The sequence below is a fragment of the Eggerthella guodeyinii genome (assembly GCF_009834925.2).
In the GTDB taxonomy this organism is placed as follows: Bacteria; Actinomycetota; Coriobacteriia; order Coriobacteriales; family Eggerthellaceae; genus Eggerthella; species Eggerthella guodeyinii.
The window spans coordinates 3,242,086-3,261,602 of record NZ_CP063310.1 but is presented as its reverse complement, the minus strand read 5'-3'; the positions used below and the strand labels follow the sequence as shown (position 1 = coordinate 3,261,602).

The window sequence follows — 19,517 nt, the reverse complement described above, 5'->3', positions numbered from 1 at the left end:
AATGGTCAAGTACAGAGAAATACTTCGGCAAAGGGCGATGGGGGTGAGTGTCAGGAACACAGCGTTCTCGTGCAGGTGCTCCACCGCAACGGTAAGGGCGGTGACCACCCGCGCGAAGGCGCACGGCCTCGAGTGGCCCTTGCCGGAGGAGATGAACGATGCGGCGATTCGAGCCGTCATCTATCCGGCAAAGGAGCGATCCGATATGTCGAAGGCGGAGATCGACCATCCCCGCATCGACAAGGAGATGAACCGTCCCGGCATGACCATGCTGACGCTTTGGAGGGAGTACTGCGAGGACGCCCTGGCATCGGGCATGGAACCCTACCTGTACTCCGCCTTCTGCCAGAAGCACCGCGCCTGGGCGGCCGCCAACAAGGTCTCCATGCGCATCGAGCGCAAACCCGCCCAGGAGATGCAGGTCGACTACGTCGGCGACACCATGGAGGTGCTCGACGCCGACACCGGCGAGGCGCGCAAAGTCTACGTCTTCGTGGCGTGCTTGCCCTATTCGGGCGAGATGTTCGCCGAGGGCGCCTACAACATGAGAGCGGAGTCCTGGGTCGAGGCCCACGTCCACGCCTTCGCCTTCTTCGGCGGCAGCGTGCCGATAGTGGTTCCCGACAACCTCAAGCAGGGCGTCGTCAAGAACACCGTCGAAGAGCTCGTGATCAACGAGCAGTACCGCAGGATGGCCGAGTACTACGGGTGCGCCGTCGTGCCCGCGCGCCCCAGGAGGCCGAGGGACAAGGGGGCGGTGGAGATGAGCGTGAGGGTCATCGAGCAGCGCGCCATCGCGCCCCTTCGCAACCAGCTGTTCACCTCTCTCCGGCAGCTGAACGAGGCTCTTTTGGAGAAGGTGCGCGAGATCAACGCCCGTCCGTTCCAGAAGCGCGAGGGCAGCAGGGATGAGGTCTTCGTCCGCCAAGAGAAGCCGCTGCTCATCCCGCTGCCGGGCAAGCCCTACGAGATGGTTACCCGCAAGGTTGTCACTGTTAATTTTAACTACCACGTCTCGTTTGACGGATGCTGGTACTCGGTTCCGTTCAGCTACGTCAAGCGCGAGGTGGAGCTATGCGCCACCAGATCCGCTGTTTGGGTGGCCTGCGACGGCGAGCGAATCGCCATGCACGAGCGCATCTACGGCCCTAGGGGAAGCTACCGCACCAACCCCGACCACATGCCCGATTCCCATCGCGACTTTGTGGAGTGGGACGCGAAGCGCTTCCGTAAATGGGCGGCCGGGATCGGCCCGTCCTGCGGGGAAGCCGTCGATGCCATCTTGAGGTCGCGCAAGATCGAGCAGCAGTCCTACCGCTCGTGCCGCGCGGTGCTGGCGCTCGCGAAGAAGCACGGAAGGGAGATGCTCGAGCAGGCGTGCGCCAAGGCCTGCTCTCTAACGCCCAGGCCGAGCTACAAGACGATCAAATCGATTATCTCGGAGATGGGGGCCGCAGGGCCCGAGGACCAAAACGCCGGAGCGTATCTGCGCGGAGGCGACTACTACCGGAACTTGAGCGAGGGGGACGATGAATAATGACGGCGAGCCAGACGACGATGGACAAACTCTATGGCATGAGGATGTCGGTGATGGCGCAAGCGTATCGCGACCAGGAGGAATCGCAAGGAGTGGCAGAGATGACCTTCGACGAGAGGTTCGCCATGATAGTCGATGCCGAATGGGACGCGCGCCGCATCAACAGGAGGACGAGGCTGTTGCGCCAGGCCGGCTTCTCCGATCCCGAGGCGAACATTGCCGATGTCCGCTACGACGCGGATCGCAAGCTCGACCGCACGAAACTGATAGAGCTGTCCAACTGCACATGGATAAGAGGCCACCGCAACGTCGTGATCACGGGCGCGTCGGGCGCCGGCAAGAGCTGGATTGCCTGCGCGCTCGGGGTGGCGGCCTGCAACGCCTTCTTCAGCGTAAGGTACGAACAGTTCGTTGGTTGTTTCTCACATTAACAGTTAAAAATGTTTATGATGGCGAAGAATTAAATAAGAGTTTGTCAGATATGGCTCAAGGATTTCGCCGAATGATGCAATATAAAAAAATTAATAAAAATCTTGTTGGTTTTATGCGTGCAACGGAAGTGACAATAAATAATAAAGATAATTCTTATAATCAGCACATGCATGTATTGGTATGTGTGGAACCAACTTATTTTAAGAATACAGAAAACTACGTGAATCAAAAACAATGGATTCAATTTTGGAAAAAGGCAATGAAATTAGACTATGATCCAAATGTAAAAGTTCAAATGATTCGACCGAAAAATAAATATAAATCGGATATACAATCGGCAATTGACGAAACTGCAAAATATCCTGTAAAGGATACGGATTTTATGACCGATGATGAAGAAAAGAATTTGAAACGTTTGTCTGATTTGGAGGAAGGTTTACACCGTAAAAGGTTAATCTCCTATGGTGGTTTGTTAAAAGAAATACATAAAAAATTAAACCTTGATGACACAGAAGAAGGCGATTTGATTCATACAGATGATGACGAAAAAGCCGATGAAGATGGATTTTCTATTATTGCAATGTGGAATTGGGAACGGAAAAATTATTTTATTAAAGAGTAGTTCAACAAACGGGCCGTATTGTTGTATAAGTGATGAAATACTGAATTTAAAACTTAGTTTATATGTGGTTGTTAACGTCGGGGATAAATAGCCTCCGAGAGTCGGGCGAGAATAGCCAATTCCAGTCAAATAATAATCGCCAATACACCAGCAATTAGCCATGCCCGCCCGACAGATTTACTTAAGCTTTACCGCATTGGGAACCGCCTCGACAGAGTAGGTATCAAGCCCGGCGCCGCGGTAGCTCGGGCCCCTCATCATGAACACCGTGGCTTTATCGAAGATGCGGTCGAGCATGCAAAGAAGCGTTTCGTCACCCGTAAAGAACTCGCTCCAGTTGACCACGGGATAATTGCTCGTGAGGATGAGGGTGTTCGGGCATTCCTTTTCATAACGGCGGTCAATGATGTCGAAGAAAAGATCCGTGCACGCCTTATCGAAGGTGCAGCGGCCCACTTCGTCGACGATGAGGCACGACGGCTTTACCAGCGAGCTCACGGTCTTGCCGGGGTTCGGGCTCTTCGCCGCCTTGCTCAGCTTGTCTCTGAGTTCGGAGGCCTTCAGGAAGTAGGCTTTGAAGCTTTGCTGGCAGCACTCCCGGCCGTAGGCTTGGGCAAGGTGCGTTTTTCCGACGCCATGGGGGCCGATGAGCGCGATGTTCTTGCGCGCGTGCAGGTTCGACAGCGCCGACAGCTTCCTGAGCGCCCCCGCATCGCGACCCTGGATGCGGCCGTAGTCGAAGTTCCCGAAGGTCTTGGGCTCCTTGCGGGGCAGGCGGCTCATCTTGAGCATGGTCGCTATCGTGGCCTCGTGATGCTTTTCCGCCAGATACTCGAACACCGAGGCCACGGCCTGAAGCTCCGACTCTCCCATGTCCGACCTTTCTGCCAACGCGGCCAGCTCTTCCGCCGTCAAGCTGACGGCCAGCTCGTCGGCGCGGGTTTTAACGAGATCGTAGATGCTTCGGCGTGGGGCAGGTTCGCCGGCGGCAGGATCGAAGACGGCGCCGTTTTCGATCTCGGCCATCATAGCATCCCTTCGAAGTCGAACTTCTCAAAGGCCGATTTGACTTTCGGCGGCTCGAGTTGCGCGATCGTCGTCTTTACGGGTGCGGTCGGCAACTCGCATGGCTGGATGTCTGCATATTGATCCGAACAGAAGCTGTCGCGACGGCCCCAGGTGACGGCATGGGCGGCAAGCTCTTGCGACAGATCCTCAGAGTAAACGTGCAGGACGGAGCCTTCGCGGCTGATGCGGCAGGTCTTGCCCGCATACCAGTACGGGACCCCGAACCGCCGACCTTCATAGCTGACGAACCCGTCGAAGCTGATCTTGCGGCGCGGGCACAAGTAGCATGCGACGTCATCGGCGATGGCGACGACATGGGCGGCGGGAAGGCAGGAATTCGCATGCTTGTCCGCGGGAATGCAGTCGACGGCACGCCGATAGCGCGAACCTTGCGCGACGCACCAGGCCAGCGCATCGGCGTTCAACTGCGTGACGTCGGCGAACGTGCGTCCGGCGAGGAAGTTCCCTTTTACGAACCGCACCAGGCGCTCGACCTTCCCCTTGGTAAACGGGTGGCGAGGCTTGCAGAGCCTGGTCTTGAAGCCGACGCAGGCCATGAAGGCGGCGTAATCGGCCTGCCAGACGGGGCGTCCCTCAAAGTCGCGGCGGATGACGACGCTTTTCATGTTGTCGGTCAAGACGTGGTCGGACACACCCATCAGCATGAAGGCATGAACCATGCCGATAAACAGGTTTTCCTGACGGGCATTGGGGAAGAATTCGATGTAACAGGTGCCACAGTGATGGCATATCATCGCGAAGCAGGCAATCTTATAGGTACGGCCCCGCCAGTCCTCAACCTCGACGAAGCCCCAGTCCATCTGGTAGGACTCGCCAGGCCCGGTCTGAAAGCGCCTCCCGCGGCTGCCTTGTGGCTCCACCAGCCTCCGCTTGGCAGGCACCAGGTCGGCGTGGTCTTTGATGTAGGTCTTCACGCTGGTAAGGCCGCCTTTGTAGCCCTGTTCGGCGATGCGTTCGAAGCAGACCTCGGAGTTGGTGACGCTACGCCGAAGCAGGTCGTCCAACACGCCTGTAAACCCCGTGAGCACGGTGGTCTCCGCCTTCTTCCCGCACCGGCCGTGCGGAGCCGCTTTAAAGCCCTTGTCCTGCAAGGTTCTGGCCTTCGATCGCGACAGGCCTGTCTTTCTTGAGAATTCGGCGAGGTTGACCTTCGACGGGTCGAATACGTCTCCCGACTCCTCGGCCATCTCTTTCAAGACAGCGTCTATAATCGCTTGAAGGCCATTGCGTTCGTTGTCATTCATAATCCTCCTAACGCTGGCGTATTGGCGTATACCAGTGTAGGTTTATGGGGACGCAATGGCTGTTTATCTCTGACTGAAATCGGCTAATTTAATCCGACTGTTGGTGGCTAATATCACCCGACGCTAACATGGTAAAATGTTTTAATCAAGTTTAGGAGGAATTAATTATGAAGTGTAATGAATGTAACAGGGTTCAATTAAAAGAGGGAAGCGTATCATTAACCCTAAAAACTACGTCTGCCCTCATTATTGGAGGGTGAAATGTGAATACATCCTATCCACAATCGAATTTACGACACAACCAAATTTTAATTTGGCTTTGCATTTTATCTTTTTTTAGCGTATTAAATGAAATGGTTTTGAACGTCTCATTACCTGATATTGCAAATGATTTTAATAAACCACCTGCGAGTACAAACTGGGTGAACACAGCCTTTATGTTAACCTTTTCCATTGGAACAGCTGTATATGGAAAGCTATCTGATCAATTAGGCATCAAAAGGTTACTCCTATTTGGAATTATAATAAATTGTTTCGGGTCGGTAATTGGGTTTGTTGGCCATTCTTTCTTTTCCTTACTTATTATGGCTCGTTTTATTCAAGGGGCTGGTGCATCTGCATTTCCAGCACTCGTAATGGTTGTAGTTGCGCGCTATATTCCAAAGGAAAATAGGGGTAAAGTATTTGGTCTTATTGGATCGATAGTAGCCATGGGAGAAGGAGTCGGTCCAGCGATTGGTGGAATGATAGCCCATTATATTCATTGGTCCTATCTTCTACTCATTCCTATGATAACAATTATCACTGTTCCGTTTCTTATGAAATTATTAAAGAAAGAAGTAAGGATAAAAGGTCATTTTGATATCAAAGGAATTATACTAATGTCTGTAGGCATTGTATTTTTTATGTTGTTTACAACATCATATAGCATTTCTTTTCTTATCGTTAGCGTGCTGTCATTCCTGATATTTGTAAAACATATCAGGAAAGTAACAGATCCTTTTGTTGATCCCGGATTAGGGAAAAATATACCTTTTATGATTGGAATTCTTTGTGGGGGAATTATATTTGGAACAGTAGCAGGGTTTGTCTCTATGGTTCCTTATATGATGAAAGATGTTCACCAGCTAAGTACTGCCGAAATCGGAAGTGTAATTATTTTCCCTGGAACAATGAGTGTCATTATTTTCGGCTACATTGGTGGGATACTTGTTGATAGAAGAGGTCCTTTATACGTGTTAAACATCGGAGTTACATTTCTTTCTGTTAGCTTTTTAACTGCTTCCTTTCTTTTAGAAACAACATCATGGTTCATGACAATTATAATCGTATTTGTTTTAGGTGGGCTTTCGTTCACCAAAACAGTTATATCAACAATTGTTTCAAGTAGCTTGAAACAGCAGGAAGCTGGTGCTGGAATGAGTTTGCTTAACTTTACCAGCTTTTTATCAGAGGGAACAGGTATTGCAATTGTAGGTGGTTTATTATCCATACCCTTACTTGATCAAAGGTTGTTACCTATGGAAGTTGATCAGTCAACTTATCTGTATAGTAATTTGTTATTACTTTTTTCAGGAATCATTGTCATTAGTTGGCTGGTTACCTTGAATGTATATAAACATTCTCAAAGGGATTTCTAAATCGTTAAGGGATCAACTTTGGGAGAGAGTTCAAAATTGATCCTTTTTTTTATAACAGGAATTCAAATCTTTTTGTTCCATTAAAGGGCGCGATTGCTGAATAAAAGATACGAGAGACCTCTCTTGTATCTTTTTTATTTTGAGTGGTTTTGTCCGTTACACTAGAAAACCGAAAGACAATAAAAATTTTATTCTTGCTGAGTCTGGCTTTCGGTAAGCTAGACAAAACGGACAAAATAAAAATTGGCAAGGGTTTAAAGGTGGAGATTTTTTGAGTGATCTTCTCAAAAAATACTACCTGTCCCTTGCTGATTTTTAAACGAGCACGAGAGCAAAACCCCCCTTTGCTGAGGTGGCAGAGGGGGGTTTTTTTGTTTCTTTTTTCTCGTAAAAAAAAGAAAGGTCTTAAAGGTTTTATGGTTTTGGTCGGCACTGCCGACAGCCTCGCAGAGCACACACTTTATGAATATAAAGTATAGTGTGTTATACTTTACTTGGAAGTGGTTGCCGGAAAGAGCGAAAATGCCTCACATTTGTGCCACCTAAAAAGGAGCGATTTACATATGAGTTATGCAGTTTGTAGAATGCAAAAAGTGAAATCAGCTGGACTAAAAGGCATGCAATTTCATAATCAAAGAGAGCGAAAAAGTAGAACGAATGATGATATTGATTATTGCGGGCCGATTGCCACGGCGTTCCACGCTTAGCTGCCACACCGTACCGCGCAGGGCTGCCTCGTGCTAACGGGGGCACCGGGGCATCTGGCGCCCCCGTCTTCACTGGCCTTTCTAGCCGATGCGCTTGCGCATCGACTCGTCGCCCTCGATGTGGATCACATCCGACCTGTACACGATCCTGTCAATCACGGCATCCGCAATTGCGCCCTCTCCCAACTTTGCGTGCCATCCGGCTGGCGAGAACTGGGAGCAGATGATCAAGGAGCCGGTCCTGAGCCTTGACTCGACTATCTCGAGCAGCTCTCGGGCCTGGTCGCCCCCGATCTTCTCCAGCAGCCAATCGTCTACTATCAGTACGTCGCACTTCGTGTAGCGCTTCTTCGATTTGAGCCATTCCTCGTCCTTGGATACGGTGAGCTCGTCGAGCATCTCGGGCATGCGCGTGTAGCGCACCGAGTAGAAAGCGTTGCAGGCCGCGACGCCCAGAGCGCAGGCGAGCCACGACTTGCCCGCGCCCGAGGCGCCCGTGATGACCACGTTCCTGTGCGCCTTGACCCACTCGCAGTTCGCCAGCTCGGCGATCTTCACCTTGTCGAGCTTGCGGTCGGCGTCGTAGCGGATGTCGATGACGTTGGCCTCCGGGTCGGAGAAGGCCGCCTGGCGCAGCAGGCGGGTCCGCTTGTTGATGCGTCGCGAGTCCCATTCCGCGTCCACGATCATCGCGAAGCGCTCGTCGAAGGTCATGTCGGCAACGCTCAGCATCTCCTCTTGGTCCCGATATGCCTGCGCCATCACCGACAACCTCATTCCGTACAGCTTGTCCATGGTAGTCTGGCTTGCGCTCATCGTATGTCTCCTTTGCTATCGAGGGTTGCGTAATAGTCGCTACCGCGCAGATACGCGCCGGCATCCGGGTCCTCCCCGGACAGCTCGGCGCTTTTGGCGATGATCGACTTGATGGTCTTGTAGCTCGGCCTGGGAGAATAGGAGAGCGCCTTGGCACAGGCCCGCTCGAGCTCTTGCCGTCCGTGCTTGTCGGCCAGCGCCATCACCGCCCTGCAGGATCTGTAGGACTGCTGCTCGACCGCCCTCGACGAGAGGATCGCCTCAATGGCGTCGGCGCAAGCGGGGCCGATTTCCTTTGCCCATCTGCGGAAGCGATCCCCGTTCCACTCGGAGAAGTCGCGGTGGGCGTCGGGCATGTGGTCGGGGTTCGTGGAATAGGACCCCTTCGGCCCGTGCAGCCTCTTGTGCATGGCGATGCGCTCTCCGTCGCAGACGACCCACACCGCGCTCTTGGTGGCGCAGACCTCCACCTCGCGGCGCACATAGGAGAACGGGACGGAGTACCATCCTCCGTCGAAGGCGACATGGTAGTTAAAATTGACGGTGGCGGCCTTGCGCGCGATCATCTCGTAGGGTTTGCCCGGCAGCGGGACGAGCAGTGCTTTCTCTTGGCGGAGGAATATCTCGTCCCTGCTGCCCTCGCGCTTCTGGAAGGGCCGCGCGTTGATCCGGGCGACGTTGTCCAGGAGCGCCGCGTTGAGCGCATCGAGGGATGTGAAGACGCGGTTGCGGAGAGGGGCGATCGCCTGCTGCTCTATGACCCGGACCCCCATCTCCACGGCTGCCTTGTCCCGGGGGCGCCGCGGACGGCCCGGCACGACGGCGCATCCGTAGTACTCGGCCATGCGCCTGTACTGCTCGTTGATCACGAGCTCGTCGACGGTGTGCTTCACCACTCCCTGCTTGAGGTTGTCCGGGACGAGGATCGGCGTGGTGCCGCCGAAGAAGGAGAACGCCGACACATGGGCGTCCACCCAGGACTCCTCCCTCATGTCGTAGGAGCCCTTCGCGTAGAGCTTGCCCGAGAAGGGCAGGCATGCCGCGAACACGTAGACCTTGAGCACCTCCCCCGTGTCCATATCGACGACCTCCATGGTGTCGCCGACGTAGTCCACCTGCATCTGCTCGGCGGGCTTGTGGGCGATGCGCATGGCGGTCTTGCGAGACATCGCCCACTTGCGGTGCCTCTCGCAGAACGCCGAGTACATGTAGGGGGATCTGCCTTGGCTGACCGCAGACTCGCAGTACTCGGACCACAGAAGCATCATCGTCACGCCCGGACGGGACATCTCGGCGTCAACATGATCGTGGTCGATCGGCGCCTTGTCGGGATCGGCCTTGGATTTGGGAGGATAGATCACCTCCCTGATGGCGCGATCCCCCATCTCCTCAGGCAGGGGCCATTCGATCCCAGCCGCCTTCGCTCGGCCGGTGACGGCCCTGACGGTGGCGGTGGAACATCGGCACGAGAAAGCGATGTTGCGGATGCTGACCCCCATGGCGTGAAGCCTGAGGATCTCTCTGTACTTGACCATTTTCTTCTCCTGTTCTCTCGATGGCCAGCAGGTGCCTTTTGCACCACATTGGGATTGTGCAGGAAAAGAAAGGACGCCTCCGTCTGAAGACGCCCTTAAACGCGGCAAGCCGGGCAGCTAGCGCGTGGCAGCGCAACGCGGAACGCCGCAGCAGCGCAGTCTGGAACGGCGTAGCATCTCAGCCGCAATAATCACCCAACCTGGAGATCTGGTATACCTCGCAGATATGAATTGTTCTTTTGGGGATTCCTGTGAGTTCTGGAATGAGATTCATCACGTCATGATTTACCTAGGCGATGGCAAAGTGCTCCATGCGACAGACGGGATCGATGGCAGCGGAGTTGTCATTCAGGACTGGAGCGAAGTTGCCGGAAACTTCGTGTATTCGATCTTGAGGGTCAATTGATAAAGCATTTTGACCGTAGTGCGCAATTTTTGTCAGCATGACGTAGAGTAAGCCACATTCCTCCGAGATTATAGTAAACGGATGAGTGTAATATGCATGCATATTACACTCATCTATTGTTGGGATGGGATTCTATTACTCCCAAAACCCCTCCACCACTCGGTTGAACTCCTCGGGGTTTCCCGCCGCCACGAAGTGATCGCCCTCTACGAAGGCCAGCCTCGCACCCGGGATGCCGCCAGCTATCAACCTGGTGTGGTCTTCCTTGATCATGTCCTTCGTGCCGGCCACCACCAGCGTCGGTGTGCTCAGCGCGGCTAGCTCCTCCGGGGCGATGTTCGGGTCGTTCACCATGAGGCCGAGCATCTCGGCGTTGCGGCGCGCCTGCTCGCTCCACCTCCCGAAGAACGACGCTATCCGATAGCCCACGACGATGGGCAGCTGCACCGACGGCTTCACGCCGCCGGCGTCGAGGTTCGCGCCGTTGAGCACGAGCTTGCCCACGCGCTTTGGATGCGCGAGCGCGAACACGAGGGCGATGTTGCCGCCGTCCGAGAATCCCAGCAAATGAGCGCGCTCGATGCCGTGCTCGTCCATGAAGGCCAGCAGGTCGTCGGCGAACTGGCGGATGGTGAAGGGCGCCTCCCCGCGCGGCGACTTCCCGTGCCCGCGCGTGTCGAGCGCGATCACGCGGAAGCGCGACGCGAACGCGTCTATCTGATGCTCGAAGTACGAGCCGTCCTCGCCGTTGCCGTGCAGCAGGATGAGCGTCTCGCCCGATCCCTGCTCGCGGTAGTGCAGTTCGACGTCCATCGTCGCCCTTCGTCCCGTGTCGTATTGAATCGCGCTCCATGATAGCATGCGCCGTTATGCTACACTTTCGAGCCGTTACCACCTGAAAACGACGAACGAGGAGGCACCGGTGCCTACGGCACGCGACACAACCGCCGCGGCGGAAGCCGACGGCTTGCGCATCGACGAATCCGAACGCAAGAGCTGGGCCAGCATCGCGTTCATCCGCGCGGGCGGTATGTTCAGCGCGCCGACGCTCATGGTGGGCGCGTCGCTGGGGCTGGGCCTCGCGCTCGGCGGCGCGGCGCTCGCCACGCTCGTGGGGTTCGGCTTCATCGTGGCCTACATGTGCTTCGTGTCCATGCAAGCCTCCGACCTGGGGATCCCCACGGCATCGCTCGCGGCTCCCGCGCTCGGGCGCGCCGGCGCGCGCTACCTCGTATCGCTCATCGTGGGCGTGGTGACCATCGGCTGGTTCGGCGTGCAGACGGCCGTGTGCGGAGCGTCGCTGGCGCTCATGCTGGCCGACGTGTTCGGCCTGGCCGTGCCCGTGTGGGCATGCTCGGTGGCGCTCGGCGCGCTCATGCTGGCGACGGCGCTCGTGGGCTTCGACGGGCTGAAGTGGGTGAGCTCCGTCGCCGCGCCGCTGCTGGTGGCCATCTGCCTGTACGGCGTGGGCGCGTCGGTGGCGCAAACGGGCAGCCTCGACGCGCTGTTGGGCTACGTGCCGCTGCCGGCCGATGCCATCGGCCTCATCGCCGGCGTGAACATGGCGGTGGGCCTGTTCGCGTTCGCGGGCGCCACGGCCGGAGACTTCGCCCGCTTCGCGCGCACGCGGCGCGACGCGGTGCTGTCGTGCGTCGTCGGCGTCATCCCCGCGGCGCTCGTGGCGTTGGTGGCGGGGGCGGCGCTGGCCATCGTCACCGGTCAGGGCGACATCGCCGTCATCATGAACTCCATCGGGTTGCCGGCGGTGGGCCTCATCGCGCTCGTGCTGTCGGCGTGGACGGTGAACGCGAGCAACGTGTACTCCGCCGGCCTCGGCTTCGCCGTCATGCTGGGTAAGGGCGAGGGCGGCAGCAAGCTGACCACGGCCGTCTCCGGCATCGCGGGCATCGCGCTGGCGGTGGGCGGCATCCTCGGGCAGTTCGAGGCGTTCCTCACCGTGCTGTCGGCCTGCGGCCCCGCGCTGGCCGGCGTGATGGTAGCGGACTACTGGCTGGTGCGGAAAGGCCGCCCGGCGAACGTGCGCGTGAGCGACGGCGTGTCCGCAGCGGGCGTGGCGGGGCTCGTGTGCGGCATCGCGGTGGCGCTCGTCACGGGCGGCACGTTCGCGCTCGTGCCGGGGCTCGGCGCGCTCGACCTGCCGTTCTTCGTCGGGCCGGTGAACGGCATCGTCGTGGCGATGGCGGCCTACGCGCTGTCCTACCGCCTGGCGGACGGCGAGCGGTTCGCGGGGCGCATCGCCCTCAAACGACCCGCGGAATCGACTATCATGAACCATGCCGCACCCGATGCGGCGGACGGCATACAGGAAGGACGAGCATGAGGAAGATCGGCATCCAGGAAATCGAAGACATCGCGCTGGGCGCGGCGCTTCTCGGCGCAGGCGGGGGCGGCGACCCCTACATCGGCAAGCTCACGGCCATCGGCGCCGTGAAGGAATGCGGCGAAGTCGAGCTCATCGGCGCCGACGAGGTGCCCGAGGGCGCGTTCATCATGCCGACGGCGTCCATGGGCGCGCCGACCATCCTCGCCGAGAAGGGCGTGGGCGCCAACGAGTTCGCCAAGCTGTTCGACATGGTGTCGCGCTACTACGGCAAGCCCGTGTACGCCACCATGCCCATGGAAGCCGGCGGCGTGAACTCCATGCTGCCCATCGCCGCGGCCGCGCGCCTCGGCATTCCCATGGTGGACGCCGACGGCATGGGCCGTGCGTTTCCCGAGCTGCAGATGGTCACGTTCACCATCGGCGGCGCGTCGGCCACGCCCATGGCGTTCATCGACGAGAAGGGCAACTCGGGCATCCTCGACACCATCACGAACAAGTGGACCGAGGACATCGCCCGCGCGGCCACCATGACCATGGGCGGAACCATCACCATCGCGTTGTTCTGCATGGATGCCGACACGTGCAAGAAGTACGGCGTGCACGGCATCGTGACGCGCTCCGAGGAGCTGGGCCGCGCCATCCGCACGGCGAAGGACGGGGCGGCTGCGGCCGGCCTCACGCCCGAGGAGTTCTTCCTGAAGTTCACGGGCGGCCACAAGCTGTTCAAGGGGAAGATCTCCGACGTGCTGCGCGAGACGCGCGGCGCGTTCAACTTCGGCAAGGTGGTGCTCGACGGCATCGGCGAGGACAAGGGATCGCAGGCGTTCGTCGAGTTCCAGAACGAGAACCTCAGCTGCGTGGTGGACGGCGAGATCAGGGCCACGGTACCCGACCTCATCTGCCTCGTGGACCCCGACACGTTCACGCCCGTGCCCACCGACGCGCTCAAGTACGGCAAGCGCGTGCTGGCCGTGGGCCTCGAGTGCTTCGATATGTGGCGCACGCCGGCGGGCATCGACCTCGTGGGGCCGCGCTACTTCGGCATCGACACCGACTACATCCCCGTGGAAGAGCGCAGCGCGCGGAAGGAGGCGTAAGCCATGTACAAACTGGGCATCGACGTGGGCGGGACGAACACCGACGCCGTCCTGATCGACGAGAACCTGCAGGTGGTGGCCGCGGTGAAGAACCCCACCTCGGGCGACATCTACACGGGCATCATGGGCGCGGTGGACGCCGTGCTCGACGAGAGCGGCGTCGATCGCGCGCTCATCGGGCAGGCCATGCTGGGCACCACCCAGTGCACGAACGCCATCGTGGAGCGCAAGGGCCTCGCGCCCATCGCCATCCTGCGCATCGGCGCGCCGGCCACGGTGGGCATCCCGCCGATGGTGGACTGGGCCGAGGACATCGCGGCCGTGTGCGTGGACGCGCTCGTTATCGAGGGCGGCTTCGAGTACGACGGCAAGCGCCTGGCGGAGTTCGACGAGGCCGCGTGCCGCGCGTTCTTCGAGGGCGTGAAGGGGCGCGTGGAGGCGGTGGCCGTGTCGAGCGTGTTCTCCACCGTGCGCAACGACGACGAGCTGCGCGCCGCCGAGATCGCGCGCGAGGTGCTGGGCGAGGGCGTGCATGTGTCCATCTCGAGCGAAATCGGCTCGATGGGCCTGATCGAGCGCGAGAACGCCACCATCCTGAACGCGGCGCTGTACGACGTGGCGCGCCGTTTCACGGAGGGCTTCGCGCAGAGCCTGGCCGACAAGGGCGTGGTGAACGCCGAGGTGTACCTGTCGCAGAACGACGGCACGCTCATGACCATGGAGCACGCGCGACGCTATCCCATCCTCACCATCGCGTGCGGGCCGACGAACTCCATCCGCGGCGCCAGCTACCTGTCGCGCCGCGACGACGCCATCGTCATCGACGTGGGCGGCACCACCACCGACCTAGGCGTGCTGGCGCACGGCTTCCCGCGCGAGAGCGGCGTAGCGGTGACCATCGGCGGCGTGCGCACGAACTTCCGCATGCCCGACGTGGTGTCCATCGGCCTGGGCGGCGGCTCCATCGTGCGCGTGGCCGACGACGGCACCGTGTGCGTGGGCCCCGACTCGGTGGGCTACGAGATCGCGCGCAAGGCGCTCGTGTTCGGCGGCGATACGATGACGGCCACCGACATCGCCGTGCGCCTGGGCATGGCCGAAGTGGGGGACGGGGCGCTCGTGGCCGACATCCCCGAGGACGTGGCCGAGCGCGCGATGGCCGCCATCCGCGCGCTCGTGGAGGATGCCATCGACGTGATGAAAGTGTCGAGCGACGACATCGACGTGGTGCTGGTGGGCGGCGGCGCCATCGTGCTGCCGCACGAGCTTGCCGGCACGGCCGAGGTGGACGCACCCGAGCACGCGGGCTGCGCGAACGCCATCGGTTCGGCCATCTCGAAGGTGAGCGGCGTGTACGAGGCGTTGGTCGACTACGACGTCACGCCGCGCGACGAGGCGCTGGCCATCGCGCGTGCCGCCGCCGTGGACGCCGCGGTGGAGGCCGGTGCGGTGCGCGACACCGTGGAGATCATCGACGCCGAGGACGTGCCCCTGGCGTACTATCCGGGCCACACGAACCGCGTGAAGGTGAAAGCCGCAGGCGATTTGGGGTAGCCCCGGCTTCCGGGCTCCCAGAAGCGCGCCGATCGAGCGCGGCCGTCAACGCGACGGCCGCGCTCTTCTTTTCCCGATCCCCGTGTTCGCTCGATGCACTCGTCGTTCGTTGAGGCGATCCGTTGGCGTTCGCTTGTGTTATCATACGACCGGATGATACTTTGAAAGGAAGGCTGGGCGCGCGTGTTCGAGACGTTGCGGGTGAACGATACATCGGGCGTTCCCGTGTGGATTCAAATCCGCAACCACATGATCTTCCTGATCCGATCGGGGCGGCTGCGGCCGGGAGACACGCTGCCCACCGTGCGCGAGCTGGCCATTCAGCTGGGCGTGAACTACAACACCATCCACAAGGTGTATCAGGACCTCGAGACCGACGGGCTGATCCTGTCGGGCCGCGGGAAGCGTTCGACCATCGCCGAAATCGACCGGGAAGCGCTCAACCTTCCCGATTCGCCGGTGGACGTCGTGATCGAGGAGCTGGTGCGCGTGATTCGGGAAACGGGGATTTCCCGCGTGGACGCGATGGCGCGGATCGAGGAAGCGTTCGCGACGCTCGACGAGTGAGAGGGGAGAGCCATGGGGGAGAAGAAGTCGTATTTCGACGAGGCGGACGAGATGAGCGCCGATGACGTCGTGATCGCGACCGAAGCGCAATTCGACGAGACGACGACGAGCCGAACCGGCGCGACGGCGCTTCGATGGGTGCTGACGCTGGTTGTGTTCGCCCTGTTCGTGGGCGCGGCGTGGCTTGCGTGGTCGCCGGTGCTCGCCGTCGTGGGCGCGGTGGCCGCCGCCGTGCTGTTCAGCTGCATGCACGTGGTTCTGGAGTGGGAGCGCTCGGTGGTCCTGCGCTTCGGCAAGTTCAACCGCGTGGCCGGCCCCGGCCTCATCTTCATGATCCCGCTCGTGGAATACTCGGCGGCCACTGTGGACATGCGCATGCGCTCGACGGCGTTCAAGGCTGAACACGTGCTGACGGCTGACCTCGTTCCCGTGAACGTGGACGCCGTGCTGTTCTGGACGGTGTGGGATGCCGGGAAGGCGTGCTCCGAGGTGAAGAACTACGTTCGCCTGGTGTACTGGGCGGCGCAGACCACCCTGCGCGACGTGATGGGCGCGGTGAACATCGCCCAGCTGAGCACGCGCCGCGAGCAGATCGACCGCGAGGTGGCCGACATCCTCGAGCGTAAGACGAACGAATGGGGCATCACCGTGGTGTCGGTGGAGATCCGCGACATCGAGATACCCGACGACCTGCAGGAATCGCTGTCCGCCGAGGCGCGCGCCGAGCGCGAGTACAACGCGCGCATCATCCTGGCCGAGGTGGAGAAGGAAATCTCGGAGATGTTCGTGGACGCCGCGCGCACGTACGGGCGCGAGGATGCGGCTCTCCAGCTGCGCGCGATGAGCTTCGTCTCCGACAGCGTGCGGGAGAAGGGCGGCCTCGTGGTCATCCCCAGCGCGCTGTCCGAGGCCTTCGAAGGGTTGGAGAGCATCGCGAAGAAGGGGTAGCGCGCCGCCCGCGCTGCCGTCCCGGAGCGCATTCCCGGGTGCGTTTATTGCAAGGGCCTCGCCGCCGACGCGGCGGGGCCCTTCTCTATTCTCAAAAAAGAATCATATACCTGTAAGACAAGTATCACAAATTTGTATGATTTATGATACGATACCGGCAGAGGGCGAGTATCGAACAATAGGAGAGGAGAGTGCAATGCGAAAGCGCGCTATATGGACGACGGCGCTGTGCTGTGCGATGGGGTTCTCGCTCGCAGCCTGCGTCCCGAACGTCGAAGGGGAGGGGGATGGCCAGTCTCGCGTTGTGGCGGGAAGCGACCTGCCCGATGACGCGACGCTGCAGGATCGCATAGACAAGGTCCAATCGGACGTGGAGGCCTATGCCCCCGAGATCCGCACGCTTGAGGACGGAACGAGTATCCAGCTCACGCCCGATGCTGCGTCGAACCAATTTGGATTGAACCATCTGAACGGCGCACCGGCAGCGTATAACACGCAGTATCTGAATGCCGACAACAGGGGATGTGTTTCGTGCCATGAGGATGGGCTGGCCGATCTCGTAAACAACAAGATGGACTATCCGCACATCAAGATCACGAACAACCTTGGTTCCGACGTGACGCCGATGCAGTGCGTTCACTGCCATTCGGAGGATGGCTACAGCAACAGCTACGATTCGTTCGGAAGCTTGATCCATGGCATGCACAGCCGCGATTCGTTTAAGGGCTCGTGCCTGTCGTGCCACGACGCTACCGACAATGGCACGATGCGGCTTTGGGAGGAGGCGAAGTACGATGTGCTCAGGGGCTTCTCGTATGTGGAAAATGCCCAAGGCCGTTTCTCGTACGAACAAGAAACCCTCACCGATCTGCCTCAGATCGACTGGATGTTGGCGACGCTTGACGATGCAGAGGTTGAAAGCCTGGTCAAAGGATCGAATGGGGAATCGCTCGATTCGGAAAGCCTGATCAACGATTGGGATATTACGGTGAGCGGCGAAGTCGACAATCCCGTATCGGTAAACCTTGGAGAGCTGATCAAAGAGGCTCCCAGCGAGACCTTTGTTACCGGGGCGCAGTGCGTCATCAATCCCGAAGGCGGTGAGCTCATTGCGAACATGGAGATCACGGGCATTCCGATGAGCTATGTGCTCGACAAGGCTGGCGTAAAGGAAGGCGCGAACGTCATCTACCCGACGGCACCGTCGGGCTATACCCAGGCGTTGCCTGTCGAAGGCGCTGAAAACGGCGAAATCTACCTCGTGTACAAATTGAACGGCGAGTACCTGACGTACGAAGAGGGCGCACCTGTCATGGTGTGGGACACCGATCTGCGGTGCCTGGGCAATCATACGCGATTCGTGAGCGAGGTTGTTGTCGCGAGCGTTCCTGAGGAGGAAGTGCATTTCTACAACGGTCTTCCCGATCGTGAGGGAAATTATTTCGACAAGCCAAATGCCGGCATAACGAACTTCCATGATGGGCAGATTGTCGAAGTTGGAAAACCGTTCGATTTCACGGGCTTCGCTCAGGCGTTTGACGAGCAGATTGTTGCCGTGGAGTTCTCTCTCGATCAGGGTGAAACCTGGACCACGTTCGACACGTCCGACTCCGACGAGACGAAGGTCGTGTGGTGGACGTTCGCGTATACGCCGGAAAACGCGGGGTCGTACGTGATGTCGATTCGCGCAGTCAGCGACACGGGCAAGGTGTCGCCGTATCCGATCAAGGTTATGTTCAACGCAAAGTAACGTGGGGAAACAAGTGCCACGCCCGGCATGCGATGCGGGTCGGGCGCGTGGTAAGAGGAGGTGCGCAATGAGCACGTTGAAGAAAACGTTAGTGCTGGGAACCAGCTCGGTGCTGGCGCTGGCGGGCGTGAGCGGCGGCATAGCTGTGGCGGCCACCGATGCGGGGCCGCAGCAGGATGCGCCGGAGGCGGTGTCTCGCGATGCGAGCGCGACGTACGTGAAAACCGACATCGTCACGCTCGATGCGGTGGAGGGGCAGTTCGCCTTCACGCAGAGCGAGACGTCGTCCAACGAGGACATCCAGAAGAATCTCGGCGCGTCGCAGTATCTGTGCGGAGCCCGCCCGACGGGCGAGGCGTCCGCGGCGGATGTGGCTCCCGAGGATTGGCAGATCGCTGTTGGCGGCGCGGTGGCGAACCCGTACACCGCCACCTACGGCGAGCTCGTCCAGACCGATGAGGTGCAGTCGTTGCTGATGGGCTGCGCATGCGCCGGGAATCCCGCCGACGGCAAGGCGAGCGCGAACGCCGAGGTCACGGGCATCTCGGTGCTCACGATGATCGGTATGGCGCAGCCGGATGCGAACGCGAACACCATCGTGTTCACGTCGGCCGACGGCTACGAGGTGGCGCTGCCGCTGTCGTACGTGCAGCGGCGCTACTGCCCGATCGTGTTCGACGTGAACGGTGCGCCGCTGGCCGAGAGCGTGGGCGGCGTGAACCAGTTGTGGCTGGGCTCCACCTCGGCGAACTACTTCGCGCGCGACGTGGTGGCCATCACGCTCGAGGACCGCGAGACGCCCCCGCCCAGCCCGAGCAGCGACGAGGCGCGTGAGGCGTACGCCAACCTGCCGAACGTCGGTGTGCTTCTGGGCGGCGACGTCGCATGATCCCCTGCGTGCGGGGAAGCGTCGGCAAGCCGGTCAGGCTCAAGGGGACCGCGTACGACTTCGATCGCGCGATATCCGCGATCCAGTTCTCGCTCGATGAAGGCGCCCACTGGACCGAGTACCCGACCGCGAACACCACCGACTACCAGAACGTCACCTGGGCGTTCGACTTCACGCCGCCGCAGGCAGGCCGGTATCGGATGAAAGTGAGGGCCGTGAACGATCGGGGAGAAGCGAGCCCCGAGGCGGCTTATGTCGAATTGGAGATTGACTGAAAGGGGGGAGGCATGCAAGCGAAAACGCTGATGACACGGCGGGTCCTACTGCAAGGAACCGCAGC

The 19,517-nt window shown here is 59.3% G+C and carries 20 protein-coding genes and 1 pseudogene; 15 read left to right on the top strand and 6 right to left on the bottom strand.

The genetic code is table 11. The features are described from left to right. The first annotated feature begins 1 nt into the window (after position 1). Genes istA (GS424_RS13920) through GS424_RS13910 form a run of 3 tightly spaced genes read left to right on the top strand, consistent with a single transcriptional unit; the run spans position 2 to position 2,591 of the window. Positions 2-1,537, top strand: a complete 1,536-nt coding sequence (gene istA / locus GS424_RS13920; RefSeq protein ID WP_009307278.1) for an IS21 family transposase — start codon at positions 2-4, stop codon at positions 1,535-1,537. Beyond that, positions 1,537-1,968, top strand: coding sequence for an ATP-binding protein (locus tag GS424_RS13915; RefSeq protein WP_160943664.1), 432 nt, complete (start codon positions 1,537-1,539; stop codon positions 1,966-1,968). The genes istA (GS424_RS13920) and GS424_RS13915 overlap by 1 nt, the downstream gene beginning before the upstream one ends. Beyond that, a complete protein-coding gene (locus GS424_RS13910; RefSeq protein WP_234970878.1) occupies positions 1,953-2,591 on the top strand; it encodes a protein rep in 639 nt (212 codons plus the stop codon). The genes GS424_RS13915 and GS424_RS13910 overlap by 16 nt, the downstream gene beginning before the upstream one ends. A 177-nt stretch (positions 2,592-2,768) precedes the next feature. On the opposite strand, the gene GS424_RS13905 is transcribed toward GS424_RS13910, so the two are convergent. Then, positions 2,769-3,620, bottom strand: a complete 852-nt coding sequence (locus GS424_RS13905; RefSeq protein WP_218958846.1) for an ATP-binding protein — start codon at positions 3,618-3,620, stop codon at positions 2,769-2,771. Next, the gene (gene istA / locus GS424_RS13900) at positions 3,617-4,924 is read right to left on the bottom strand and encodes an IS21 family transposase (protein ID WP_218958845.1); all 1,308 of its coding nucleotides are present in this window, start codon (positions 4,922-4,924) and stop codon (positions 3,617-3,619) included. The genes GS424_RS13905 and istA (GS424_RS13900) overlap by 4 nt, the downstream gene beginning before the upstream one ends. Before the next feature lie 167 nt (positions 4,925-5,091). Here istA (GS424_RS13900) and GS424_RS18165 point away from each other — a divergent pair. Together GS424_RS18165 and tet(L) are read left to right on the top strand one after the other, a co-directional pair. Continuing rightward, a pseudogene (locus GS424_RS18165) lies at positions 5,092-5,151 on the top strand (tetracycline resistance efflux system leader peptide); the annotation flags it as partial. Between the two features lie 36 nt (positions 5,152-5,187). Continuing rightward, positions 5,188-6,564, top strand: a complete 1,377-nt coding sequence (gene tet(L) / locus GS424_RS13890) for a tetracycline efflux MFS transporter Tet(L) (RefSeq protein WP_160943602.1) — start codon at positions 5,188-5,190, stop codon at positions 6,562-6,564. A 49-nt stretch (positions 6,565-6,613) separates the two neighbouring features. Here tet(L) and GS424_RS17990 read toward each other — a convergent pair whose 3' ends face one another. Beyond that, a complete protein-coding gene (locus GS424_RS17990) occupies positions 6,614-6,997 on the bottom strand; it encodes a hypothetical protein (RefSeq protein ID WP_244977561.1) in 384 nt (127 codons plus the stop codon). 130 nt (positions 6,998-7,127) lie between these two features. Between GS424_RS17990 and GS424_RS13880 the strand changes: the two genes are divergently transcribed. Further along, entirely contained in the window at positions 7,128-7,271 is a 144-nt protein-coding gene (locus GS424_RS13880; protein WP_160943603.1) for a plasmid recombination protein, read from the top strand. Positions 7,272-7,352: 81 nt separating this feature from the next. Here the strand turns inward: GS424_RS13880 and istB are convergent, their stop codons facing one another. Both istB and istA (GS424_RS13870) read right to left on the bottom strand, forming a co-directional pair. Further along, the gene (istB, locus tag GS424_RS13875; RefSeq protein WP_021410582.1) at positions 7,353-8,087 is read right to left on the bottom strand and encodes an IS21-like element helper ATPase IstB; all 735 of its coding nucleotides are present in this window, start codon (positions 8,085-8,087) and stop codon (positions 7,353-7,355) included. Continuing rightward, positions 8,084-9,622: an IS21 family transposase gene (istA, locus tag GS424_RS13870; RefSeq protein ID WP_057385246.1), complete on the bottom strand. Its 1,539-nt coding sequence runs from the start codon at positions 9,620-9,622 to the stop codon at positions 8,084-8,086. Before istA (GS424_RS13870) ends, istB begins: the two co-directional genes overlap by 4 nt. Positions 9,623-9,746: 124 nt before the next feature. On the opposite strand from istA (GS424_RS13870), the gene GS424_RS18160 reads away from it, so the two are divergent. Next, a complete protein-coding gene (locus GS424_RS18160) occupies positions 9,747-10,028 on the top strand; it encodes an NlpC/P60 family protein (protein WP_160943604.1) in 282 nt (93 codons plus the stop codon). A 135-nt stretch (positions 10,029-10,163) separates the two neighbouring features. Here GS424_RS18160 and GS424_RS13860 read toward each other — a convergent pair whose 3' ends face one another. Next, positions 10,164-10,841 (bottom strand): alpha/beta fold hydrolase, encoded by a 678-nt coding sequence (locus tag GS424_RS13860; RefSeq protein ID WP_160943605.1) that lies wholly within the window; start codon positions 10,839-10,841, stop codon positions 10,164-10,166. A gap of 109 nt (positions 10,842-10,950) precedes the next feature. Here GS424_RS13860 and GS424_RS13855 point away from each other — a divergent pair, with 109 nt between their 5' ends. The 8 genes from GS424_RS13855 to GS424_RS13820 all read left to right on the top strand — a co-directional run bounded on the left by GS424_RS13855 (position 10,951) and on the right by GS424_RS13820 (position 19,452). Then, entirely contained in the window at positions 10,951-12,369 is a 1,419-nt protein-coding gene (locus GS424_RS13855; protein WP_160943606.1) for a cytosine permease, read from the top strand. Further along, on the top strand, positions 12,366-13,469 hold the full coding sequence (locus GS424_RS13850; protein WP_154333209.1) for an S-methyl thiohydantoin desulfurase family protein: 1,104 nt from the start codon (positions 12,366-12,368) through the stop codon (positions 13,467-13,469). The genes GS424_RS13855 and GS424_RS13850 overlap by 4 nt, the downstream gene beginning before the upstream one ends. A gap of 3 nt (positions 13,470-13,472) precedes the next feature. Further along, positions 13,473-15,023: a hydantoinase/oxoprolinase N-terminal domain-containing protein gene (locus tag GS424_RS13845; RefSeq protein WP_160943607.1), complete on the top strand. Its 1,551-nt coding sequence runs from the start codon at positions 13,473-13,475 to the stop codon at positions 15,021-15,023. 183 nt (positions 15,024-15,206) lie between these two features. Further along, positions 15,207-15,590, top strand: a complete 384-nt coding sequence (locus GS424_RS13840; RefSeq protein ID WP_160943608.1) for a GntR family transcriptional regulator — start codon at positions 15,207-15,209, stop codon at positions 15,588-15,590. Between the two features lie 12 nt (positions 15,591-15,602). Beyond that, positions 15,603-16,538: a slipin family protein gene (locus GS424_RS13835; RefSeq protein ID WP_160943609.1), complete on the top strand. Its 936-nt coding sequence runs from the start codon at positions 15,603-15,605 to the stop codon at positions 16,536-16,538. A gap of 196 nt (positions 16,539-16,734) precedes the next feature. After that, positions 16,735-18,288 carry a molybdopterin-dependent oxidoreductase gene (locus GS424_RS13830; protein ID WP_160943610.1) on the top strand — a complete coding sequence of 518 codons (1,554 nt, stop codon included), beginning with the start codon at positions 16,735-16,737 and terminating at the stop codon, positions 18,286-18,288. A gap of 67 nt (positions 18,289-18,355) precedes the next feature. Then, the gene (locus GS424_RS13825) at positions 18,356-19,177 is read left to right on the top strand and encodes a molybdopterin-dependent oxidoreductase (protein ID WP_160943611.1); all 822 of its coding nucleotides are present in this window, start codon (positions 18,356-18,358) and stop codon (positions 19,175-19,177) included. Further along, positions 19,174-19,452: a hypothetical protein gene (locus GS424_RS13820; protein WP_160943612.1), complete on the top strand. Its 279-nt coding sequence runs from the start codon at positions 19,174-19,176 to the stop codon at positions 19,450-19,452. The genes GS424_RS13825 and GS424_RS13820 overlap by 4 nt, the downstream gene beginning before the upstream one ends. Positions 19,453-19,517 lie beyond the last annotated feature (65 nt).